Source organism: Micromonospora sp. NPDC053740, assembly GCF_040677775.1.
Classification (GTDB): Bacteria; Actinomycetota; Actinomycetes; order Mycobacteriales; family Micromonosporaceae; genus Micromonospora; species Micromonospora alfalfae.
On the sequence record NZ_JBFASO010000018.1, the window covers coordinates 38,468 to 60,474 of the forward strand.

Below are 22,007 nucleotides of genomic sequence, written 5' to 3' on the forward strand. Positions count from 1 at the left end.
CTCATCGAAGGACACCCGGGGACGCCCCGTCACCAGGACCCCACGGATCGTCATCCTCAGTCAACCACGACGAGTGCTCGGAGCCGGTGCCACCGCCGTGCCCGGCGCCGCCCGCGCCGCCCATCATGCCGCCGCCCATCATTCCGGCGCCGCCGACGCCCGCACCACGCGCGCCGCCCGCCATCCCGGCGCCGCCGGCGGCCTGGGCGGTGCGCAAGGCGTTCGCCGCGCTCGTCATCGGCGGCAGCTTTCCGTTGCCGCCACCCACCATGCCGGGGATGCCGCCCACGCCGATCCCGGCACCGCCGCCCAGGCCACCGCCGGCACCGATCCCGCCGGCCGAGCCGACGCCGGCACCGCCTCCGAACCCACCGCCAGCGCCACCGAGACCGGCGCTGCCGACCCCGCCGCCGCCGATGCCACCACCCAGGCCACCGACGCCGCTCGGGCTGGCGCCAGCCAGACCGCTGCTGTAGCCGGCGTCGCCGTCCGGGTAACCCGGGTAGCTGGAGCCCGTTGACGGGGGTGTGAGCTGACCGGTGCCGCCGGTGGGCGAGCCATCGCCGATCCCACCGGGCTTGGTCGGGGAGAACGCGTCCACTGTGGACGTCGGACCGCCAGTGTCGCCGATGCTCGGCGGCCTGCTGCCGATCGAGGGGCCGCCACCACCGATGTCGGGCTTCCCGCCGAAGTCGCCACCACCGATGTCGGGTCGCCCCGTTGGCGGAACCCGGGTGTCACGAGTGATGTCGTTGACCTCGGCTCCGGCATCCGGGCCGTTGACGGTGAGCTTGGGGCGCTCCGTGTAGACCGCCTGGGGCAGCGGGGCCATCGCGGTGTTCGCCGCGTTCTGATTGTCCCGGTACCAGTTGTCCAGGTGGGCTCCGGTGTCCCACCAGCCGCCCCGCTTCTGGTCACCGGCCTGGCCGTCGACCTTCATCGTCGCTTCCAGGTCGTCGGCCTTGTCACGGAACGCGCCGTCGGCGTACGAGCCGGGGTTGCTCTGGTAGTCCTTGCGCAGCGCGGCGAGGAACCCCGACGAACTCTCGCCGTCGCGGGCATCGTCGAGCTCGGTGCCGTTGGGCAGGCTCCACTCGTTGAACCCGAAGTCGTCCATCAGTGGGATCGGGATCGTGGAGACCGACTTGCGGATGTCGCCCTCGATCCGCGTCAACGCGCCACTGACGTTCGTCGCGTCGGTGATCAGATCCTCGATCTGCTTGCCGATCTTGCCCAGGTGCTCGCGGTACGCGTCACCACCGCTGCCCTTCCAACCGGCGAGCATCCCAGGCAGACCGCCGACGTGCGGGCGTTCCTGGCCCGTCGCGATCGGGCCGACGAACGAGCGCCCGACGAGCGCGTCGCGCAGTTGTTGCAGGCCGCTGGAGAGGTTGCTCCAGCCCGCTCCGACCGATCCGACCGTTTCCGGGTCCGCGGAGAGCGTCACCTCGCGGACGCACCGCTCCCAGGTTCCTCCAGCCATGACGTCCCCCTCAGGCCGTGTACGGGTAGGTGGGTGCGCCGCTGGCGGTGGGCGGCGGCGCTGCCGACTCCAGCAGCCGCTCGATCTCCTTGCCGTTGGCGCCGTTGCGCGCCTCGGTGTCGCGGAACGCCTTGGCGATATCCTCGGTGCCCTCCTTCAGCGCGGCGAGCTTCTGGGAGAGCGTCGTGAGGTGCGCTTCCATGTTCGCCGTGGAGGTTTCCAGGGCCCGCCACTGCATGCGGGCGTCCTCGTACGCGCCGAACGGGGTGCCGTTAGGGACGGTCTGGGCGTTGTTGCTGTCGCCCTTCATCCGCTCCTTGATGCGTTCCATCTCGTACTTGATGGTGTCGTCGATGTACTGCCTGAGCCGCTCGACGTACGTGGCGGCGGCGTCCAGGTCCTCGACGCTGACTTGCAGATCGCCGATACTCGGCGGCGGGATGCTCCCCATGCGATTCCTCCCCCGTCCCCGACCCGCCGGGTCGGTCCATGTCAGACGCAGCGTATCGAGTCTGACCTAGTCGGGGCAGCCCCAGCCACCAGCACGTGGTACAGATGACGGCCGATATCACGGAAGGTCCGGTGTCCGGCCGCAGCGCGGCCGGACACCGGACAACGCCAACGGGCCCGCGAGACGCGGACCCGTTGGGTGACATGTCGGATGTGGAGGGTGGTGGGTCACCGCCGGCCGGCGCTGCCCGCAGGCAGCCCGGTCAGGGGTGCGAGTGCGAGTGCGAGTGGCCCGACGGGACCTTCATGCCGTTGCCGCCCAGCGGGGTGAGCGGCAGCAGCTTCTTGCCGGTGGGGCCGATCTGGATCTCGGTGTCCATCGATGGGCAGACGCCGCAGTCGAAGCAGGGCGTCCACCGGCAGTCGTCCTGCTCGAACTCGCTGAACGAGTCCTGCCAGTCCTGCCAGAGCCAGTCCTTGTCCAGGCCCGAGTCGAGGTGGTCCCAGGGCAGGACCTCCAGCTCGTCGCGCTGACGGGTGGTGTACCAGTCGAGGTCCACCCCGAAGGCGGGCAGCGTCTCGGCCGCCGCGTCCACCCAGCGCTGGTACGAGAAGTGCTCGCTCCACCCGTCGAACCGGCCGCCGTTCTCCCAGACCTTGCGGATGACCGAACCGACACGGCGGTCACCCCTGGAGAGCAGCCCTTCGATGAGCGACGGCTCGCCGTCGTGGTACCGGTAGCCGATGGCCCGACCCAGCGAGCGGTCCGCGTTGATGGCCTGCTTGAGGATCTTGAGCCGGTGGTCGATGACCTCCGGACGGTCCATCGCGGCCCACTGGAACGGGGTGTGCGGCTTCGGCACGAACCCGCCGATGGAGACCGTGCAGCGGATGTCCTTGGAGCCGGTCGCGGCCCGGCCGGCCCGGATCACCTCGTGGGCCATCTCGGCGATCTCGAGGACGTCCTCGTCGGTCTCGGTGGGCAGGCCACACATGAAGTAGAGCTTCACCTGCCGCCAACCGTTGGTGTACGCGGTGACGACAGTGCGGATCAGGTCTTCCTTCGACACCATCTTGTTGATGACCTTGCGGATCCGCTCCGACCCGCCCTCCGGGGCGAAGGTCAGACCGGTGCGCCGCCCGTTACGGGACAGCTCCTGCGCGAGGTCGATGTTGAAGGCGTCCACCCGGGTCGAGGGCAGCGACAGCGAGACGTTGGTGCCCTCGTACTGCTGGGCGAGGCCCGAGCACATGTCGCCGATCTCGGAGTGGTCCGCCGAGGAGAGCGACAGCAGGCCGACCTCGGAGAAGCCGGAGAACTCCAGGCCCTCACGGACCATCTGCGCGACAGTGGTGATCGACCGTTCCCGCACCGGGCGGGTGATCATCCCGGCCTGGCAGAACCGGCAACCCCGGGTGCAGCCCCGGAAGATCTCCACCGCGTACCGCTCGTGCACCGTCTCGGCCAGCGGAACGAGGGGCTTCTTCGGGTACGGCCAGGCGTCCAGGTCCATCGTCGTGCGCTTGTGCACCCGGAACGGCACGTCCGCCCGGTTCGGTACGACCCGCTGGATCCGGCCGTCCGGCAGGTAGTCGACGTCGTAGAAGCGCGGCACGTAGACGCTCTCGGTGCGGGCCAGCCGCAGCAGCAGCTCGTCGCGGCCGCCCGGGGAGCCCTCGGCCTTCCACTCCCGGACGATCGCGGTGATCTCCAGGACCGCCTCCTCGCCGTCGCCGAGCACAGCGGCGTCGATGAAGTCGGCGATCGGCTCCGGGTTGAACGCGGCGTGCCCACCGGCCACGATCACCGGGTCGGCGTCGGTGCGGTCGGCGGCCAGCATCGGAATGCCGGCCAGGTCGATCGCGGTGAGCATGTTCGTGTAACCCAGCTCGGTGGAGAAGGAGATGCCGAACACGTCGAACCCGCGCACCGCCCGGTGCGCGTCGACGGTGAACTGCGGCACGCCGTGCGTGCGCATCAGCGTCTCCAGGTCCGGCCAGACCGCGTACGTCCGCTCGGCGAGGGTGTCGGGCAGCTCGTTGAGCACCTCGTAGAGGATCTGCACGCCCTGGTTGGGCAGGCCCACCTCGTAGGCGTCGGGGTACATCAGCGCCCAGCGCACGGTCGCCGCGTCCCAGTCCTTCGTGACCGCACCCAACTCGCCGCCGACGTACTGGATGGGCTTGGAGATCTGGGGTAGCAGCGGCTCGAGCTGGGACCACACGGAGTTGGTCGCGGCCGCACGCGGCGTCGTGGACGGGGCACTCATGATGCCCAAGGGTACGCGTTCGTCCGGCGGGCATCGCGCGCACGCCCGATCGGCGATGGTGGCGGCGCGGTATTAACCTCGGTTCGGCGCGAGAGGAGATTGCCGCGATGCCGGAGCCCCAGCCGGGAGCACGGCCGGCCGACGGGAGCACCCCGGGCGCGGAGCCGGAGCGGGACCCGGCGGTCGCCGACGAGCCGACCTCCCCACCCGTACCCTCGGACCAGCCGGAACCCTCGGACCAGCCGGAACCCCCGGACCAGCCGGAGCCTGCCGCGACCGCGGAGGTCCCGGCGCCCAGGTGGAGCGGTTCGGCCCCGGTGCCACCGCCGCTGCCTCGCCGACCCGCCTGGGGCGAGTCGGCCGAGCCAACCCCTCCCCCGCCGGTGGCCGTCGGGCCGCCGGAGCACCAGACTCCGGTCGACCCGTGGGCCGGCGTGGACACCGGCGGCTGGGATCTGCCCTCCGCCGAACTGCCCCCGCTGCCGCCCACGATGTCGTATCCGTCGCCACCGGACACCAGGCAGTGGTCCGGGCCGCCCGCTCCTCCGGCCCCATCGCGGGACACCAGGCAGTGGTCCGGGCCGCCCGCTTCCCCGGCCGGGCCGCACCCGGTGCCGCCGCCGGCCGCCTCGAGCGCACCCCGGGCCATCGGACCCGTGGTGCCGGCCCGGCCGATGTCGCCACCCGCACCACCCGCGCCGCCGAAGGTGCCGAAGCAGCGCCGGGGTCGGCGATCCACCGCGCCACCGCCATCGCCGCCGCCCGGGTGGCAGGCCCCCAAGGGGTACGTGCCGGTACCGGTCCGCCGACGACGCCGCTGGCCGTGGCTGCTGCTGCTCAGCCTGGCCTGCTGTTGTGGCTGCCCCGCCTACTACGGGTTCCCGATCTCGGCCCAGTACCCGGCACGCGCGGCCCTGCCCGTCCAGGTGGACGACCTCAGCCTGCGGCAGGACAGCCGCAGCACCGAGGCCGCGCAGAAGTTGGAGAACGAGGTACGCAAGGAGCACTGGCTGGCCGAGGACACGTTCGCGGGCGTCTACGCCACGACGAGCGGCAAACGGGTGACCGTCTTCGGCGGCACCGGCTTCCGGCTGAGCCCGGAGTCGGACGCGGAGGCCGAGATCAGCCGGCTCACCAAGCGGTACGCGTTGGATGCCCCGGAGAGCGTGGACACCGGTGTGCGGGGCCGGCACGAACGGTGCGCGGTGGGTAGCGCCGACGGCAGTGCCGTTGTCGTCTGCACGTCGGTCGACCACGGCAGCATCGCCACCGGCGTGTTCACCCGACTCTCCGTCGCCGACAGTGCCGACCTGCTGGGCACCCTGCGCGCCCAGATCGTCCAGCCCGAGCGGGGCTGAAGCCGCACCCCGGCCAGGCCGGGGTCCGGTGATCCGCATTCGGGCGTTCGGGCCGCGCGGCCGGGCAGGGTGCGCCCGGCGGGGTCAGGCGTCGCGGGTCGGGTCCGGGTGGGCGCGCGGCGGGGCGTAGCGGGGCACGTACTCCTGGCCGGTGAGCTTCTGGATCTCACTCATCATCTCGTCGGTCATCTGCCGCAGCGAGGTGCGATCGTCCGGTCGGCCGGTGAAGTCCAGCGGCTTGCCGAATCGAACCGTGATCTTGGCAGTGCCCGGCCGGGGCACCCGGGCGCCGATCGGCTGCGCCTTGTCCGTGCCGATCATGCCGACCGGGATGATCGGCACACCGGCCGAGATCGCCAGCCGAGCCGCGCCGGTCCGCCCCCGGTAGAGCTTGCCGTCCGGCGAGCGGGTGCCCTCCGGGTAGACCACCACCAGGTCACCGCCCTTGAGCGCCGGGATCGCCGCGTCGAACGCGGACAGCGCCGCCCGGCCACCGGCCCGCTCGACCGGGATCGCGCCCAGGCCGGTGAGGACGAACTTGGAGATCGCACCCTTCACGCCGGCGCCCTTGAAATATTCCGACTTGGCCCAGAACGCCAGGTGCCGGGGCACGACAGTGCCGAGGAACAACTCGTCGGCCACCGAGAGGTGGTTGCCGGCGAAGACCGCACCACCGGTCTCCGGCACGTGTTCCAGCCCCTCCACGGTCGGGCGGAACGCCAACCGCAGCGTGGGCGCCACGGTGAGCTTGCCGATGGTGTAGAGCAGGGGCACTGGTCCTCCGGCAGATCAGGTGCGAACAGGCGGTGTCACGGTAGCGGACGCCTCCACACCTCCCGGACGGAGGTGGTGAGGCGCCCGCACCCTGGCGATGGTCCGTTATACCCGGCGGACGACCACCGTTACCCGCTCACCATCGCCGACCTCGCCAGCGAAGCCCTCCAGGCCCTCGACGGCGGAGCCGTCCGGACCCTCGACGGCGGAGCCGTCCGGACCCTCGACGAAGTCGACCGAGTCGGCCAGCACCTCTGCGGCGACGAAGTCGACGTACGCGGACACCGCCGCGCGTACCTCGTCGGACGCCGACACCGACACCACGATCCGGTCCGAGACGTCCAGGTCGGCGTCCCGGCGGGCCTGCTGCACCACCCGCACGACGTCGCGGGCCAGCCCCTCGGCGGCCAGCTCCGCTGTGACGTCGGTGTCGAGCACCACCACGCCCTCGCCGCCGGGCAGTGGCGCGGAGTGCTCGGCGTCGGCGGCGACCAGGCGCAACTCGTACTCACCCTCGGCGAGGGTGACGCCGGCGGCCACCGGGGCGCCGTCGACCAGCTCCCACTCGCCGGCCTTGACCGCCTTGATCACCTGCTGCACCTGCTTGCCGACCCGCGGGCCGAGCGCCCGGGGCACCACTGTCAACACCTGCTCGCAGTACGCGGACAGCTCCGCGCTGAACTCCACGGTCTTCACGTTGACCTCGTCGGCGACCAGGTCGGCGAACGGCCGCAGCTGCTCCGCGGCCGGCGAGGCCACCGTCAGCTTCGACAGCGGCAGTCGCACCCGCAACCCCTTGGCCTTGCGCAGCGACAGCGCCGCCGAGGCGACCGCTCGCACGTTGTCCATCGCGGCGACCAAATCGTGGTCGGCCGGGAACTCGCTCGCCTCCGGCCAGTCGGTCAGGTGCACCGAACGCTCCCCGGTCAGGCCACGCCAGATCTCCTCCGCGGTCAGCGGCGCGAGCGGCGCCACCACCCGGCAGAGGGTCTCCAGCACCGTCGACAGGGTGTCGAAGGCGTTGGCGTCACCCGACCAGAACCGGTCCCGGGACCGGCGCACGTACCAGTTGGTCAACGCGTCCAGGTACGACCGGACAGTGGCGCAGGCACCGGAGATGTCGTACGCGTCCATCTGCGCGCCGACGGTGGACACCAGCTCGTTCGTCTTCGCCAGCACGTACCGGTCGAGCAGGTGGGTGGAGTCGGTACGCCGCCGGGCCTGGTGCCCGTCGGCGTTGGCGTAGAGCGTGAAGAAGTACCACACGTTCCACAGCGGCAGCAGCACCTGCCGGACGGCGTCGCGGATGCCCGCTTCGGTGACCGCCATGTCCCCACCGCGCAGCACCGGCGAGGACATCAGCATCCAGCGCATCGCGTCCGAGCCGTACGCGTCGAAGACGTGGTAGACGTCCGGGTAGTTGCGCAGGCTCTTGGACATCTTGCGCCCGTCCGAGCCGAGCAGGATGCCGTGGCTCAGGCAGTTGCGGAACGCCGGCCTGTCGAACAGCGCGGTGGCCAGCACGTGCATGGTGTAGAACCAGCCGCGGGTCTGCCCGATGTACTCGACGATGAAGTCACCCGGGTAGTGGTGCTCGAACCAGTCGGCGTTCTCGAACGGGTAGTGCACCTGGGCGAACGGCATCGATCCGGACTCGAACCAGCAGTCCAGCACCTCCGGCACCCGACGCATCATCGACTGCCCGGTCGGGTCGTCCGGGTTGGGGCGGACCAGGTCGTCCACCGCCGGCCGGTGCAGGTCGGTCAGGCGTACGCCGAAGTCCCGCTCGATGTCGGCGAGCGAACCGTAGACGTCCAGGCGCGGGTAGTTCGGGTCGTCGGACTTCCACGCCGGGATCGGCGAGCCCCAGAACCGGTTCCGGCTGATCGACCAGTCCCGGGCGTTGGCCAGCCACTTGCCGAACGAGCCGTCCTTGATGTGGCCGGGCGTCCAGTTGATCTCCTGGTTCAGCTCGACCATCCGGTCCCGGAACTGCGTCACCGCGACGAACCAGGACGACACCGCCTTGTAGACCAGCGGGGTGTCGCAACGCCAGCAGTGCGGGTACGAGTGGGTGTAGGTGTCCTGCTTGAGCACCACCCCCCGGTCCTTCAGCTCCCGGATCACCGGCTTGTTGACGTCGAAGACCTGCTCACCCTGGTACGGCGGGACCAGCGCGGTGAACCGGGTGTGGTCGTCCACAGTGACGATGGTGGGGATGCCGGCGGCGTTGCAGACGTTCTGGTCGTCCTCACCGAAGGCCGGGGCCAGGTGCACGATCCCGGTGCCGTCCTCGGTGGTGACGAACTCCGCGCCGAGCACCTGGTAGGCGTTCTCCCCGGCCTGCTCGACGAGGAAGTCGAACAGCGGCGTGTAGCGGCGTCCGACCAGGTCCCGGCCGTACACCGTGCCGACCTGCTCGTAGGACTCCAGTTCCTTGGCGTACGCGGCCAGCCGCGCCGCCCCCACCAGGTAGCGGTCGCCGTCGCGTTCGAGCACCGCGTACTCGATGTCGGGCCCGACGGCGAGCGCCAGGTTCGACGGCAGGGTCCACGGCGTGGTGGTCCAGACGCCCAGCTTGACCGGCCCGCGCACCAGCTCCGGCGCGGACTCGTCGGCGGTCAGCTCGAACCACACCGACAGGGTGGGGTCGTGCCGGTCCCGGTAGACGTCGTCCATCCGGGTCTCGGTGTTCGACAGCGGCGTCTCACAGCGCCAGCAGTACGCCAGCACCCGGAAGCCCTCGTAGATCAGACCCTTGTCGTGCAGGGTCTTGAAGGCCCACATGACGCTTTCCATGTAGTCCAGGTCGAGGGTCTTGTAGTCGTTCGTGAAGTCGACCCAGCGGGCCTGCCGGTTGATGTACCGCTCCCAGTCCTGGGTGAACTCCAGCACCGAGGTACGGCAGGCCTCGTTGAACCGGTCCACGCCCAGGTCGATGATCTCCGCCTTGCTGGTGATGCCGAGCTGCTTCTCGGCCACCACCTCGGCGGGCAGGCCGTGGCAGTCCCAGCCGAAGCGCCGCTCCACGTGCCGGCCGCGCATGGTCTGGTAGCGCGGCACCACGTCCTTGACGTAGCCGGTGAAGAGGTGACCGTAGTGCGGCAGGCCGTTGGCGAACGGCGGGCCGTCGTAGAAGACGTACTCGTTCTTGCCGTCCGTGCCGGCCGGGCGGGCCTCGATGCTGGCCTCGAAGGTCTTGTCGGCCGTCCAGTGCTCCAGCACCCGGCGCTCGACCGCGGGCAGGTCCGGGCTCGCCGGTACACCGGCGGCGGTCGGGTCGTGCAATGGATAGGCCATCGGGGGTCGCTCTCCTCGTGCAGCTCACTCAACGTGGGACTGCGAGGACGAACCTTCCGGGGTACGCCAGGAACGGCGCTCCCGGGTGGCCCGCGGTACCACCCCGCTTGGCGGTCAGGATCGACCGCCCGCTCATTGTCGGCTGTGACGGGCCGCACCCGTCCGGTTCTACTGGGCCGGTTGCCCGGCTGTTCTTCCGGAGGCTCACCGGTGATGGCCGGGTCATCGCCTTACGGGGTCCAACGATACTCGACGCGCCGACCGCCGCGCCTTCGAGTGATGACCCACGCCGGCACACCCTAGGCTGGCCGGGTGATCCGGATCGAGTTGGACGAACCGACGCTGTCCCGCACCCGGATCGCCACCAGCCCCCTGTGGGAGGTGCTGACCAGCCTGTTCGTGCTGCACCGCCATCCGGTGGAGGCACCCTGGCCGTACACGGCCTGGGCGCGGCACGCACGGCGGGTGCTCGACGAGGTGCCGGCGGCCGCGCCGGCCCGGCTGCTGACCATCGGCCTACCCGCACCGGACTTCCTCAGCCCGATCCCCACGTCGGCCGCGCCGACCCTTGCCGAACAGCTCGCCGAACTGCGCGCGACGCCGGCTGAGGTGATCGCCGAGCAGATCCCCCACTACTACCACCCGGACGACCTGCCGGAGTGGCTCGGCCCATTCGTCACGGACCGGCGGGCCGCCCTGGACCGGCTCGCCGACGGCATCGAGGCGTACTGGGACGCGGCCATCGCGCCGTGGTGGTCGGCGATGCAGGCGGCGCTGGACGAGGAGGTGCTGCACCGGGCGCGGGCTCTCGCCGCGTACGGTCCGGACGCGCTGCTGACCGACCTGCACGAACGGGTGCGCTGGAAGAAGCCGGTGCTGACGCTGGTGAAGCCGTCGGAGCAGCAGTTCACCGCGGTGAACCAGCGGCTGTTGCTGCTTCCCCTGATCTTCTCGCAGGGAGCGCTCATCTGCGCCACCGACCATCCGGAGATCATCGCCGTCTCCTACCAGGCGCGCGGGGCGGTGGTGCTGGCCGAGGGTGGGCCCGCCTCGGCGCCCCGGACGACACCGGCCACGGATCGCCTGGCGGTGCTTGTCGGCCGTGGTCGTGCCCAGGTGCTGCGGGCACTGGCGAGGCCGGCCACCACCGCTGGCCTCGCGGCGACCTTGGGGCTCGCCCCGAGCACCGTGTCGGAGCAGCTCTCCGCGCTGCTGGCCGCCGGCGTGGTGCACCGCCGCCGGGTGGGCCGGCGGGTGTTGTACGGCCTGGAACCGGCCGGCCTGGCTCTGGTACAGCTCGTTGGTGACGAGCCGACGAGCGCCTCGGCGTGAGCATTCGGCTCGATCCGAATCCGTTTCCCACCAGTTCCCGGCACTCCTAGCCTGCGGATCTCGATCGAACACGCGATCGAGGCGGTCGGGGTGAGCCGCAGGTGCCGCAGCCGCCCCGGGATGGTCACGACCCCAGCGCCGTGAGGTCCGGGCAGTCCGCGGCGTCGACCTGACGGTCGGTAACGGGGAGCTGTTCGGCCTGCCCGGCCCAACCGGCGCTGGCAACACCAACCCCCACCCCTCGGTTGACCGTGAAGTTCTCGCCTCGCTCGACGGGCGTGGCGTGGCCACAACTCCATGATCAACCGAGAGGGAGCCTAGGTGGGATCAGGGAGCGGGGAGGGTGGTGCTCCAGAGGGAGGCGCCGTCGCGGTCACGGAGGTGCACAGTCAGGGCCTCCGACTCGCCGTCGATGGACACCTGACCGAAGTGCTGGAAACCCTCCGCCGGCGAGGTGTTGGCCACCGGAGGGGCGTGCACGAAGGCGGCCCGCGGTCCGAACGTGCCGTCCAGCGCGTTCGGGCCGAACGCCCCGGCGTGCGCCGGGCCGGAGACGAACTCCCAGAACGGGGTGAAGTCGCCGACCGCAGCCCGGGATGGGTCGTAGTGGTGCGCGGCCGAGTAGTGCACGTCGGCGGTGAGGAAGACCATGCCGGTCACCCCGGCGCGGTGGGTGGCCCGCAGCACCTCGGCGAACTCCAGCTCACGCCCGGCCGGTGCGCCCGGGTCACCCTGCGCGACACCCTCCTGCGCGGTCGGACCGTCCGGCACCACCACCCCGATCGGCAGGTCGTTGGCGATCACCTTCCAGGTCGCCGTGGACCGCTTCAGCTCCCGGATCAGCCACTCGCGCTGCTCACGGCCGAGCAGACCGCGCTTCGGGTCGGCGTACGTGTTGCCGTCGTTCGGGTCCTTGTGGGTCCGCATGTCCAGCACGAACACGTCCAGCAGCGGCCCGTGCGAGATCCGCCGGTACAGCGGCCCGTTGTCCGGCACCGGCAGCCACTCGCCGAACGCCTGGCGGGCCCTGGCGGCGAGCACGTCCACCCGCCGCTCGGTGTAGCGCGGGTCGTCCAGGACCTCGCCGGGGTACCAGTTGTTGAGGACCTCGTGGTCGTCCCACTGGTTGATCTGCGGGACCGCCGCGTTGAACGCCCGCAGATGCTCGTCGATCAGGTTGTACGCGTACTGCCCCCGGTACTCGGTGAGCGTCTCGGCGACCTTGCTCTTCTCCGGCGTCACCACGTTGCGCCAGATCCGCCCGTCGGGCAGGGTCACCGACTCGACAAGCGGGCCGTCGGCGTACACCGTGTCACCGCTGCACAGATAGAAGTCGGGCCGGGCCTCCCGCATCGCCCGGAAGATCGACATCCCACCGAAGTTCGGGTCGATCCCCCAGCCCTGCCCGACGATGTCGCCGGTCCAGACGAACGTCACGTCGCTGCGCCGGTGCCGGCCCGGCGCCGTGGTCAACGTCCCGGTCAGCGGCTCGCTGACCACTCCGTGCCGCTCCAGGCTCTCCACCCGGACCCGGTAGTGCAGACGCTCGGCGTCCGGCAACCCCCGCAGCCGGACCTTGCCGGTGAAGTCGCCGTTCGGGGTGAGCACCGGGCCGCGCAGCTCGCGCGCCCCCCGGAAGTCCGGCCGGCGGCTCACCTCGACCAGCATCCGGCCCGGCCGGTCGGCCCGGGTCCAGACCAGCGCGGAGTCCGCTGTCACGTCACCGCTCTGCACGCCGTGGGTGAGCACCGGGCGGGCGGCCGGGCGCCAGGCCGGGGCTGCGTTCGCGCCAGCGCCGCCCAGCAGGGTGCCGCCGGCGACTCCGGCGCCGACCACCAGGCCGGCCCGCAGCAGGGTACGTCGATCAAGCTCGGTCATTCTTCCTCCCGGTCATGGGTTGACCCCGTCGGTCTACCGGGCGGAGATGACCGCGATCGGCGGCCCGGGTGACCGGCGCCCGAACGCCTGTTGTCCGGCCGGAACGCCGGCGGCCGGCCCACCACGCGTGACCGGGGTCACCACGACGGTTGTCACGGCCGGCCCCGGTCAGACCGTCGTAGCGGTGTCGGATCGAACAGGGAGTTGGTCATGCAACGAATGAGGCTCTTCGAGGTCGCGCCGCAGGGATACCAGGCCGTGTCGGGCCTGGAGAAGTACGTCCAGGCGAACGTCGACCACACAGTGCTGGAGCTGGTCAAGCTGCGGGCGTCGATGCTGAACGGCTGCGCGTACTGCGTCGACATGCACAGCCGCGACGCCCTCGCCGCCGGCGAGTCGAGCCGGCGGCTGTTCGCGGTGGCCGCCTGGCGGGAGGCGCTGTCGTTCTTCGACGAGCGGGAACAAACCGCGCTGGCGCTCACCGACGCGGTCACCCGGCTCGGCGAGCACGGAGTGTCGGACGAGGTGTGGGACGCCGCCGCGAAGGTCTGGTCGGAGAAGGAACTGGCCGATCTGGTCCTCGCGATCGCCACAATCAACGTGTGGAATCGTATCGCCGTGACGACGCACACGGAGCCCCCGGCGCAGGTGTGACGACCGAGGCAGCAGAGGCGGCCGATGCGCTCCAGGCGCATCGGCCGATGCTGCTTGGGCTCGCCTACCGCCTGCTCGGCAGCCGACACGACGCGGAGGACGTGCTCCAGGAGGCGTACCTGCGCTGGCTCGGCGTGGACCGGTCGGCGGTGGAGGAACCACGCCGGTACCTGTCCCGGGTGGTCACCCGGCTGGCGATGGACCGGCTGCGAGCCCGGCAGGCGGCCCGCGAGACGTACGTCGGGACGTGGCTGCCCGAGCCGGTGCCGACCGCGCCCTCGCCGTTCGGGCCGTTGGACCGCGCGGAGTTGCGCGACTCGCTCTCCACCGCGTTGCTGCACGTCCTGGAGCGGCTCACCCCGCCGGAACGGGCGGTGTACGTCCTGCACACGGCCTTCGACCTGCCGTACGCGGAGATCGCCGAGATCCTGGACCGGTCCGTCGCCGACTGTCGGCAGCTGTACCACCGGGCGACCGCGCGGGTACGGCAGGAGCAGCGTCGGTTCACCGCCAGCCGCCCGGAGCGGGAGCGGCTGCTGGACGCGTTCCTCGCCGCCGCCCGCGACGGTGACCTGGCGAGGCTCACCGACCTGGTGGCCGCCGACGTCACAGCGTGGAACGACGGCGGCGGTCGGGTGCGGGCCGCCCTCAACCCGGTCACCGGCGCGGACCGGATCGCCAGGTTCTACGCCGGGGTCTACGGCCCGCGTCACCGGGTCGCGATGGATCCGGTCGAGCTCAACGGGGAACCGGCGATGCTGATCACCCGCGCGGACGGCAGTCGGTACACGCTGACCATCTCCGCGGCCGACGGACGGATCACCGGGATCTACGTGGTCGGCAACCCGGCGAAGGTGCCGGCGGTCGGCTGAACCCGGGCGACGTCGGTCGACCCCGGGCCGGTGGACGTCAGCCCAGCTCGGGGAACCAGAGCGCGATCTCGCGCTTGGCGCTGTCCGTCGAGTCGGAGGCGTGCACCAGGTTCTCCCGGTTGGACAGCGACAGGTCACCCCGGATGGTGCCGGCGGCGGCCTTGCGTCCGTCGGTGGCGCCGACCAGCCCGCGGACCACGTCGATGACCTGGTCGCCGGAGAGCACCAGAGCGACCAGCGGACCGCCGGTCATGAAGTCCTTCAGCGGCGGGTAGAACGCCTTGTCGACGTGCTCGGCGTAGTGCTCGTCGGCGAGCGCGGCATCCATCGTCCGGTGCGCCATCGCGTCGATCCGCAGCCCCTTGCGCTCGAAGCGGGAGAGGACCTCGCCGACCAGGCCGCGGCGGACCGCGTCAGGCTTGATCAGAACGAGGCTGCGCTCATCCGGGCTGTTGCTGGACACGCTGGGTTCCTCCTGTACGCGCTGAACGCTCGGGATCGGTACGGTCAGCCTAGCGACCCGGTCCCGGCGCCGGCGCGGCGGCCGGTCTTTCCCCCGGTGGCCGATTCGGCCTAGCCTGGTCCTGACCCCGGGAGGTCCACTGTGGCGAATGGCGGGAACCGACCCATCGCGCCGGTACGCAAGCTGATCGGCGCGGTGCTGGGCACCGTGGCCACGTTCGTCGTCCTGTTCGGCCTCGGCATGACGAGTTGGGCCATCGTGGCTCTCGGGGTCGCCCTGCTGGTGCTGGCGATCGCGCTGGCGACCGTACGCGGCGGCGGTCGCACGTGGGTCGTCGGCGTGGGGCACGTGCACAGCGCCTCCGAACCACCCACCCAGTACGCGTTCGGCCGCTGCGAACTGCAACTGGTGATTGACGCCCCTGGTCTGCCGCCGCGGTCCAAGAAGATCATTGAGCCGAGGGTGCCGGTCTCCAAGTGGCCGTCGCTGGGCCAGACCCTGCCGATCCGGGTCGCACTGGACGACCAGCGGCACGTCAAGGTCCTCTGGGACGAGGTGCTCACCCATGCCGAGACCGCCGCTGCCGTCGCCGATATTCCGCCGGAGTTCGCCGACGCGGAGGCGATGGACGAGCTGTTGATCCAGCAGGACGCGCCGCCGTGGACCGATCGCGCACCCGACGACGACCTCCGCGACGACTTCCGCGACCCGGTTGGTGACCCCTTCCGGGACCCGGTCGGTGACCCGTTCCGCGACCCGGTCGGTGACCCGCTGCGCACCGACCCTTCGCGCATCGACGTCCGGCGCGACGACCCGAGCGTCGCGCCCGAGGAGCGCGAGCCCGTGGTGATGCACCAGAGCCCGGGCGGCCCGGTGGTGTTGGAGGGTGTCGTCGTCGAGCCGCAGGCCGGTGGGCTGCCCCGACGGGCGACCACTCCGGCGCCGCGACCGCCTGCCGAGGAGCGCTTCGACGAGCCCGCCGCCGACCGGTTCGACGCTTCGGAGGAGGGCGGCAGCACCGCCCCACCCGCCGAGGACCCCGTCGACCCTCCCAGCGCCCAGCGCTTCGAGCAGCCCGACGCGCAGCGCTTCGACCCACCGCCCGCGCAGCGGTCCGGCCCGGGCGCGACCGACCCGCTGGACCCACTCGATCTTCCGCTGGACGATCCCGCCCCGGCCGGGGCGGCACGCACGACAGTGACCGACGAGGAACTGGACCAGGCGATCTTCGGGTTGGACGCCGACTCGGCCGCGGATCCGGCCGCGCCGATCAGCGGGGTGGGCCTCACCCTGCTGGTCACCGACCTGCCCCGGTCGCTCGGTTTCTACCGCGACGTGCTCGGCTTCAGCGAGGTCGACCAGGGTGCCCACAACGCCGTCCTGGCCTCCGGGTCGACCCGGATCGTCCTGCGCGAGGTGACCGGGGCCGCCCCCATCAGCCGCCGACTCGTGCACGTCAACCTTGAGGTGAGCGACATCGAGGCGGCGTACGAGCGGTTGCGCGAGTCGGGCGTCCGTTTCACGTACGCGCCCCGGGTGGTCAACAGGGGCACCAAGCTGGAGGGGTGGGCGGCTGCCTTCCGCGACCCGGATGGCCACGGCGTCGCGCTCACCCAGTGGCGCGAACGCGCCGACGCCTGACCCGGCCCACCTTCGGACGGCGCCGGCCGGGTCCGGCGTCAGCCGAGAATGACGCGGCGAACGTGCAGCGCGTACGCCCAGACCAGGGCGAAGATGATGCCCAGCCCGAGCAGCGACCAGTGCAGCAGGCCACCCAGCAACAGCAGGCCCTGGAGCACTGTGCCGGCGTTCCAGGCCCAGGGCCGACGCATCATGCCGGCGAGCACCACGGCAGCCACCGCCAGTGCCACCACCGCACCGATCGCGGCGCCGCCGAGGTCACCGCCGACCACCCGGATCGGCTGGATCGCCAGCAACAGCACCAGTGCCTCCAGGCTGAGCGTGCCAGCACCGAGACCGCGTACCGCCCGCTCCGGGTTGCGCAACCCGGAGCGTCGCGGCTGCCCTGCCGCGGGCTCCTCCCCCGCCGGCTGCTCGACCGGCGGGGCGGTCGGGTCCTCGGTGGGGTGCGGGTCCCGCTCCGGGCTGGTCATCGCTTCAGCAGCCGGCGCGCGTCGGCGACCGTCACCACGGACCCCGTGATCAGCACCCCGACCCCGCTCAGCTCACCGGGAACGTCCTCCTCGGCCAACGCCACAGCCAACTCGATGGCATCCGGCATCTCCTCGGCCGAGTCCACCCGCTCATCGCCGAAGATCTCGGCGGCCAGCGCGGCGAGTTCCTCCGTCGGCATCGCCCGTGGCGAGCTGTTGCGGGTGACCACCACCTGGTCGACCACCGGCTCCAGCAGCTCCAGCAGCGCTTCCGCGTCCTTGTCGGCCAGTACGCCGATCACGGCCACCAGCTTGCTGAACGCGAACTCCTCCTGGAGGGCGGTGACTGTGGCCTTCATGCCGTGCGGGTTGTGCGCACCGTCCAGCAGGATGGTCGGCGCGTTACGGACCCGCTCCAGCCGACCCGGGGAACTGGTCGAGGCGAAGCCCTCCCGGACCGCCTCGATGTCCAGTTGACGACGAGCCCCCGCGCCCAGGAACGCCTCCACGGCGGCGAGCGCCATTGCCGCGTTCTGCGCCTGGTGGGCACCGTGCAGCGGAATGAACACGTCGTCGTACACGCCACCCAGCCCCTGGAGGGTGAGCACCTGGCCGCCGACAGCGACCGCCCGACCCAGCACGCCGAATTCGCCGCCCTCCCGGGCGATGGTGGCCCCGACCTCGGCGCAGCGTTCGAGGAGGGGGCCGGCGGCCTCCTCCTCCTGGGCCGCCGAGATCACCGTGGCCCCCGGGTGGATGATGCCGGCCTTGGCCAGCGCGATGTCCTGGAGCGTGTCACCGAGCCACTCGGTGTGGTCCAGCCCGATCGGGGTGATCACACAGACCCCGGCCTGGAGGACGTTGGTGGCGTCCTCGGCACCGCCGAGGCCCACCTCGACGACAGCGATGTCGACCGGCGCGTCGGCGAAGGTGGCGAACGCCAGCGCGGTGGTCATGTCGAAGTACGTCAACGGCTCGTCCGACCGCGCGTCGACCAGCTCGGCCAGCGGTTTGATCTCCCGGTACACCGACGCGAACCGTTCCTCGCTGACCGGCTCCCCGTCCAGACTGATCCGCTCCCGGACGGTCTCCAGGTGCGGGCTGGTGTACCGCCCGGTGTGCAGCCCGTGCGCCCGCAACAGCGAGTCGATCATCCGCGCGGTGGAGGTCTTGCCGTTGGTGCCGGTCAGGTGGATCGCCGGGTACGCCCGCTGCGGGCTGCCGAGCAGGTCGAGCAGCGACTCGATCCGGTCCAGCTCGAAGACCATGCGGGTGAAGCCGCGGGCGTTCAGCTCGGCCTCGACGGCGGCGAATTCGGTACGGTCGGTCACGAGGGCAGTGTCTCCAGAGCAGCGTCGATCCGGACCAGGTCGGCCTCGGCGGTGGCGAGCCGGTCGCGGATCTTCGCGACCACCGGCTCGGGGGCCTTGCCGATGAAGGCAGGGTTGTCGAGCTTCGCCCGGGCCTGCGCGACCTCCTTCTCGGCTGCCGCGCGGTCCTTCGTCAGCCGGGCCCGCTCGGCGGCCACATCGATCGACCCCCGGGTGTCCAACGCGACACCGACGGCGCCGGGCATGGCCAACGTGGCACTGGCCTGGAAGTCGTCACCGGCCGGATCCAACCGGACCAGCGAGCGGATCAGCGGCTCGTGCGCAGCGATACCCGCGCCGGACAGCCCGTCCAGGCGGGCGGCCACCCGCTGCGTGGGCCGCAGCCCCTGGTCGGAACGGAACCGGCGGATCTCGGTGACCACCCGCTGCACGCCGACCAGCTCGGCCTCGGCGGCGTCGTCGATCAGCGACCGGTCGGCCACCGGCCAGGCGGCGGCCTGCACCGTCTCGCCGCCGGTCAACGCGAGCCACAGCTCCTCGGTGACGAACGGGATGACCGGGTGCAGCAGCCGCAGCAGCTGGTCGAGCACGTGCCCGAGCACCCGACGGCTGGCCTCCGCGCGCTCACCGCCCTCGGCGAGCACCGGCTTACTCAGCTCGACGTACCAGTCACAGACGTCGTCCCAGGCGAAGTGGTACAGCAGGTCGCACACCTTGGCGAACTCGTACGCCTCGAACTGCTCGTCGACCTCGGCGGTGACGTGCGCCAACCGGGACAGGATCCACCTGTCGACGGTGGAGAGCTGCTCGACCGGCGGCAGGTCGCCAGTGGTGTGCGCGCCGTTCATCAGCGCGAACCGGGTGGCGTTCCAGAGCTTGTTGCAGAAGTTGCGGGAACCCTGGCACCACTCCTCGCTGACCGGGACGTCCTGGCCGGGGTTCGCGCCCCGAGCCAGGGTGAACCGGGTGGCGTCAGCGCCGTACCTGTCGATCCAGTCCAACGGGTCGACCACGTTGCCGAACGACTTCGACATCTTCTTGCCGAACTGGTCACGGACCATGCCGTGCAGCGCGACCACGTCGAAGGGCGGCCGGCCGTCCATCGCGTAGAGACCGAACATCATCATCCGGGCGACCCAGAAGAACAGGATGTCGTACCCGGTGACCAGCACGCTGGTCGGGTAGAACTTCGCCAGGTCCGGGGTCTGCTCGGGCCAGCCCAGGGTGGAGAACGGCCACAGGCCGCTGGAGAACCAGGTGTCCAGGACGTCCTCGTCCTGGTGCCAGCCCTCGCCGGTCGGCGGCGCCTCGTCGGGGCCGACGCAGACGATCTCGCCCGCCGGGCCGTACCAGACCGGGATGCGGTGCCCCCACCACAGCTGGCGGGAGATGCACCAGTCGTGCATGTTGTCGACCCAGGCGAAGTAGCGCTTGGCCAGCTCGGCCGGCTCGATGCGCACCCGGCCGTCGCGCACCGCGTCACCCGCGGCCTCGGCCAGCGGGGCGGTGTTGACGAACCACTGCAGCGACAGCCGCGGCTCGACTGTGGTCTTGCACCGCGAGCAGTGCCCGACCGCGTGCACGTACGGGCGCTTCTCGGCGACGATAAGGCCCTGCTCCCGCAGCGCCGCCACGATCGCCGGCCGCGCCTCGAACCGGTCCAACCCCTCGAACGGGCCGGGCACGGTGATCACGCCGCGCTCGTCCATCACTGTCAGCGCGGGCAGGTCGTGCCGCTGGCCGATCTCGAAGTCGTTCGGGTCGTGCGCCGGCGTCACCTTGACCATGCCGGTGCCGAAGGACGGGTCGACGTGCGCGTCGGCGACGATCGGGATCCGGCGGCCGGTCAACGGCAGCTCGACCTCGGTGCCGATCAGGTGCTGGTAGCGCTCGTCGTCGGGGTGCACCGCCACTGCGGTGTCGCCGAGCATCGTCTCGGCCCGGGTGGTGGCCACCACGACCTCGTCGCTGTAGCGGATCGAGATCAGCTCGCCGTCGTCGTCGGTGTGCTCGACCTCGATGTCGGAGAGCGCGGTGAGGCAGCGCGGACACCAGTTGATGATCCGGTTGGCCCGGTAGATCAGGCCGTCGTCGAACAGCTTCTTGAAGATCGTCTGGACGGCGCGGGTCAACCCCTCGTCCATGGTGAAGCGCTCGCGGTCCCAGTCGACGGAGTCTCCGAGGCGGCGCATCTGGCCGAGGATGGCGCCACCGGACTCGGCCTTCCACTGCCAGACCCGCTCGACGAACTTCTCCCGGCCGAGATCGTGCCGGGACAGCCCTTCGGCGGCGAGCTGACGCTCGACCAGGTTCTGGGTGGCGATGCCGGCGTGGTCCATGCCCGGCAGCCACAGCGCCTCGAAGCCCTGCATCCGCTTACGCCGGGTCAACGCGTCCATCAGCGTGTGCTCGAACGCGTGGCCCATGTGCAGCGAGCCGGTGACGTTCGGCGGCGGGATGACGATGGTGAAGGGGGGCTTGTCGCTGTCGGCGGAGGCCCGGAAGTGCCCGCCGGCTACCCACTGCTCGTACCGTCGCTGCTCTACCTCACCGGGCTGGTACTGGCCGGCAAGGGTCGGGGCGTCGGGGCGTCGGGCATCCAGTCTCTCGGTCACCGGACAAGTCTACGGAGGGCTTCCGCAGACCTGACGTGCGCCACCTGCCGTTCGCGTACGGTGTCGGCTATGTCCGACGCACATCTCACCGAGCGGTCGCGCGACGGCGGCCGCGAGCCGGTCGAGCTGACCGAAGAGCCGATCCAGCTGAGCACCCGGGACTCTGGAGGCGACCCCGACGAGCGGTCCAGCGGCTGGTCACGCCGCCGCAAGATCGGTTGGACGGTCGCCCTGGTGGTAGGTCTCGCCGGAGCCGGCGTGCTGGGTGTCGCTGGGTGGCGGGTGGCGCAGCAGAAGGACACCCAACTGGCGTCACCCGATCGGGTGGCTGGTCTGACCCGCGACGACAGCGAGCGGGCGAAGAGCACTGCCGACTATCTACGCAGCGGTCTGGCGGCGAACATCGAACTGGACCGCAGTTTCGGCACTGTCTACCGCGACCCGGCCGACGACAAGCGCTCCGTGCTCATCTTCGGGGGCACCACACTGCTCTGGCAGCCGGAACGGGACCTGGACAGCCTCTTCCGCCTGATGTCTGACGAGACCGGTGCGGTGAACGGTCTGCGGGAGCTGCCTGCAGGTGACCTCGGCGGGGTGCTGAAGTGTGGCAGCACCAGCGGCGAGGGCGGGGACTTCGCGGTGTGCGGCTGGGCCGACCACGGCAGCGTGGTGATGGCAATGTTCCCGGGCCGGTCGGTCAGCGACGCTGGCGGCCTGCTGCGCAACCTCCGCGACGGTATGCAGGCCCGAGACTGACCGGGCACCGCGGGCCCCCGCACTGGACCACCGACCCGCGGGTCCGCTGCCTGGCTCTGCATCAAGATCGCGCAACATCCTGGATGTAGTGGCCTCACGAGGCGCGAACACCACTACAACCAGGATCCAGCGTGACCTTGCCGGATTCGGGCACGTCGGGCACGCTGTTCCCGGCCTCGCCGGCCGTCCTGCCGGGATGTCAGGGGAACGGGGGCGATCATGCAAGGAAAAAGGGAAATGCAGAAAGGGCCACCCCCTGTTGGGGGTGGCCCTTTCTGAAAGATTGTCCGGCGGCGTCCTACTCTCCCACACCCTCACGAGTGCAGTACCATCGGCGCTGGAGGGCTTAGCTTCCGG

At 71.1% G+C, this 22,007-nt stretch carries 16 protein-coding genes; 6 read left to right on the top strand and 10 right to left on the bottom strand.

What is annotated here, in order from left to right; translation table 11 throughout:
- Position 1: 1 nt before the first annotated feature.
- The 3 genes from AB0K35_RS33555 to AB0K35_RS33565 all read right to left on the bottom strand — a co-directional run bounded on the left by AB0K35_RS33555 (position 2) and on the right by AB0K35_RS33565 (position 4,203).
- Positions 2 to 1,483 (bottom strand): hypothetical protein, encoded by a 1,482-nt coding sequence (locus tag AB0K35_RS33555; RefSeq protein WP_238670880.1) that lies wholly within the window; start codon positions 1,481 to 1,483, stop codon positions 2 to 4.
- A 10-nt stretch (positions 1,484 to 1,493) separates the two neighbouring features.
- Positions 1,494 to 1,934 carry a hypothetical protein gene (locus AB0K35_RS33560; protein ID WP_238670879.1) on the bottom strand — a complete coding sequence of 147 codons (441 nt, stop codon included), beginning with the start codon at positions 1,932 to 1,934 and terminating at the stop codon, positions 1,494 to 1,496.
- A gap of 262 nt (positions 1,935 to 2,196) precedes the next feature.
- The gene (locus tag AB0K35_RS33565; RefSeq protein ID WP_238670878.1) at positions 2,197 to 4,203 is read right to left on the bottom strand and encodes a TIGR03960 family B12-binding radical SAM protein; all 2,007 of its coding nucleotides are present in this window, start codon (positions 4,201 to 4,203) and stop codon (positions 2,197 to 2,199) included.
- Between the two features lie 107 nt (positions 4,204 to 4,310).
- Between AB0K35_RS33565 and AB0K35_RS33570 the strand changes: the two genes are divergently transcribed.
- The gene (locus AB0K35_RS33570; RefSeq protein WP_363890594.1) at positions 4,311 to 5,561 is read left to right on the top strand and encodes a hypothetical protein; all 1,251 of its coding nucleotides are present in this window, start codon (positions 4,311 to 4,313) and stop codon (positions 5,559 to 5,561) included.
- Between the two features lie 84 nt (positions 5,562 to 5,645).
- Here AB0K35_RS33570 and AB0K35_RS33575 read toward each other — a convergent pair whose 3' ends face one another.
- Complete coding sequence (locus AB0K35_RS33575; protein ID WP_238670876.1) at positions 5,646 to 6,335, bottom strand: lysophospholipid acyltransferase family protein; 690 nt, start codon at positions 6,333 to 6,335, stop codon at positions 5,646 to 5,648.
- Between the two features lie 105 nt (positions 6,336 to 6,440).
- Positions 6,441 to 9,635, bottom strand: a complete 3,195-nt coding sequence (gene ileS / locus AB0K35_RS33580; protein WP_238670875.1) for an isoleucine--tRNA ligase — start codon at positions 9,633 to 9,635, stop codon at positions 6,441 to 6,443.
- A 312-nt stretch (positions 9,636 to 9,947) separates the two neighbouring features.
- Between ileS and AB0K35_RS33585 the strand changes: the two genes are divergently transcribed.
- Positions 9,948 to 10,967: an ArsR family transcriptional regulator gene (locus AB0K35_RS33585; RefSeq protein ID WP_238670874.1), complete on the top strand. Its 1,020-nt coding sequence runs from the start codon at positions 9,948 to 9,950 to the stop codon at positions 10,965 to 10,967.
- 327 nt (positions 10,968 to 11,294) lie between these two features.
- Here the strand turns inward: AB0K35_RS33585 and AB0K35_RS33590 are convergent, their stop codons facing one another.
- Positions 11,295 to 12,845 carry an alkaline phosphatase D family protein gene (locus tag AB0K35_RS33590; protein ID WP_238670873.1) on the bottom strand — a complete coding sequence of 517 codons (1,551 nt, stop codon included), beginning with the start codon at positions 12,843 to 12,845 and terminating at the stop codon, positions 11,295 to 11,297.
- Positions 12,846 to 13,055: 210 nt separating this feature from the next.
- On the opposite strand from AB0K35_RS33590, the gene AB0K35_RS33595 reads away from it, so the two are divergent.
- Positions 13,056 to 13,499, top strand: coding sequence for a carboxymuconolactone decarboxylase family protein (locus AB0K35_RS33595; RefSeq protein ID WP_238670872.1), 444 nt, complete (start codon positions 13,056 to 13,058; stop codon positions 13,497 to 13,499).
- Complete coding sequence (sigJ, locus tag AB0K35_RS33600; RefSeq protein WP_363890598.1) at positions 13,496 to 14,371, top strand: RNA polymerase sigma factor SigJ; 876 nt, start codon at positions 13,496 to 13,498, stop codon at positions 14,369 to 14,371. The genes AB0K35_RS33595 and sigJ overlap by 4 nt, the downstream gene beginning before the upstream one ends.
- Before the next feature lie 37 nt (positions 14,372 to 14,408).
- Here sigJ and ndk read toward each other — a convergent pair whose 3' ends face one another.
- Complete coding sequence (gene ndk, locus AB0K35_RS33605; RefSeq protein ID WP_088949743.1) at positions 14,409 to 14,834, bottom strand: nucleoside-diphosphate kinase; 426 nt, start codon at positions 14,832 to 14,834, stop codon at positions 14,409 to 14,411.
- A gap of 141 nt (positions 14,835 to 14,975) precedes the next feature.
- On the opposite strand from ndk, the gene AB0K35_RS33610 reads away from it, so the two are divergent.
- Positions 14,976 to 16,475: a VOC family protein gene (locus tag AB0K35_RS33610; RefSeq protein WP_363890602.1), complete on the top strand. Its 1,500-nt coding sequence runs from the start codon at positions 14,976 to 14,978 to the stop codon at positions 16,473 to 16,475.
- A 38-nt stretch (positions 16,476 to 16,513) separates the two neighbouring features.
- Here the strand turns inward: AB0K35_RS33610 and AB0K35_RS33615 are convergent, their stop codons facing one another.
- The 3 genes from AB0K35_RS33615 to AB0K35_RS33625 are packed head-to-tail and all read right to left on the bottom strand — an operon-like array spanning position 16,514 to position 20,894.
- The gene (locus tag AB0K35_RS33615) at positions 16,514 to 16,948 is read right to left on the bottom strand and encodes a DUF4233 domain-containing protein (protein WP_238670869.1); all 435 of its coding nucleotides are present in this window, start codon (positions 16,946 to 16,948) and stop codon (positions 16,514 to 16,516) included.
- Positions 16,945 to 18,279 (bottom strand): folylpolyglutamate synthase/dihydrofolate synthase family protein, encoded by a 1,335-nt coding sequence (locus AB0K35_RS33620; RefSeq protein ID WP_238670868.1) that lies wholly within the window; start codon positions 18,277 to 18,279, stop codon positions 16,945 to 16,947. Before AB0K35_RS33620 ends, AB0K35_RS33615 begins: the two co-directional genes overlap by 4 nt.
- Positions 18,276 to 20,894, bottom strand: coding sequence for a valine--tRNA ligase (locus tag AB0K35_RS33625; RefSeq protein WP_363890605.1), 2,619 nt, complete (start codon positions 20,892 to 20,894; stop codon positions 18,276 to 18,278). The genes AB0K35_RS33620 and AB0K35_RS33625 overlap by 4 nt, the downstream gene beginning before the upstream one ends.
- Before the next feature lie 69 nt (positions 20,895 to 20,963).
- On the opposite strand from AB0K35_RS33625, the gene AB0K35_RS33630 reads away from it, so the two are divergent.
- A complete protein-coding gene (locus AB0K35_RS33630) occupies positions 20,964 to 21,650 on the top strand; it encodes a hypothetical protein (RefSeq protein WP_363890608.1) in 687 nt (228 codons plus the stop codon).
- Positions 21,651 to 22,007: the final 357 nt, after the last annotated feature.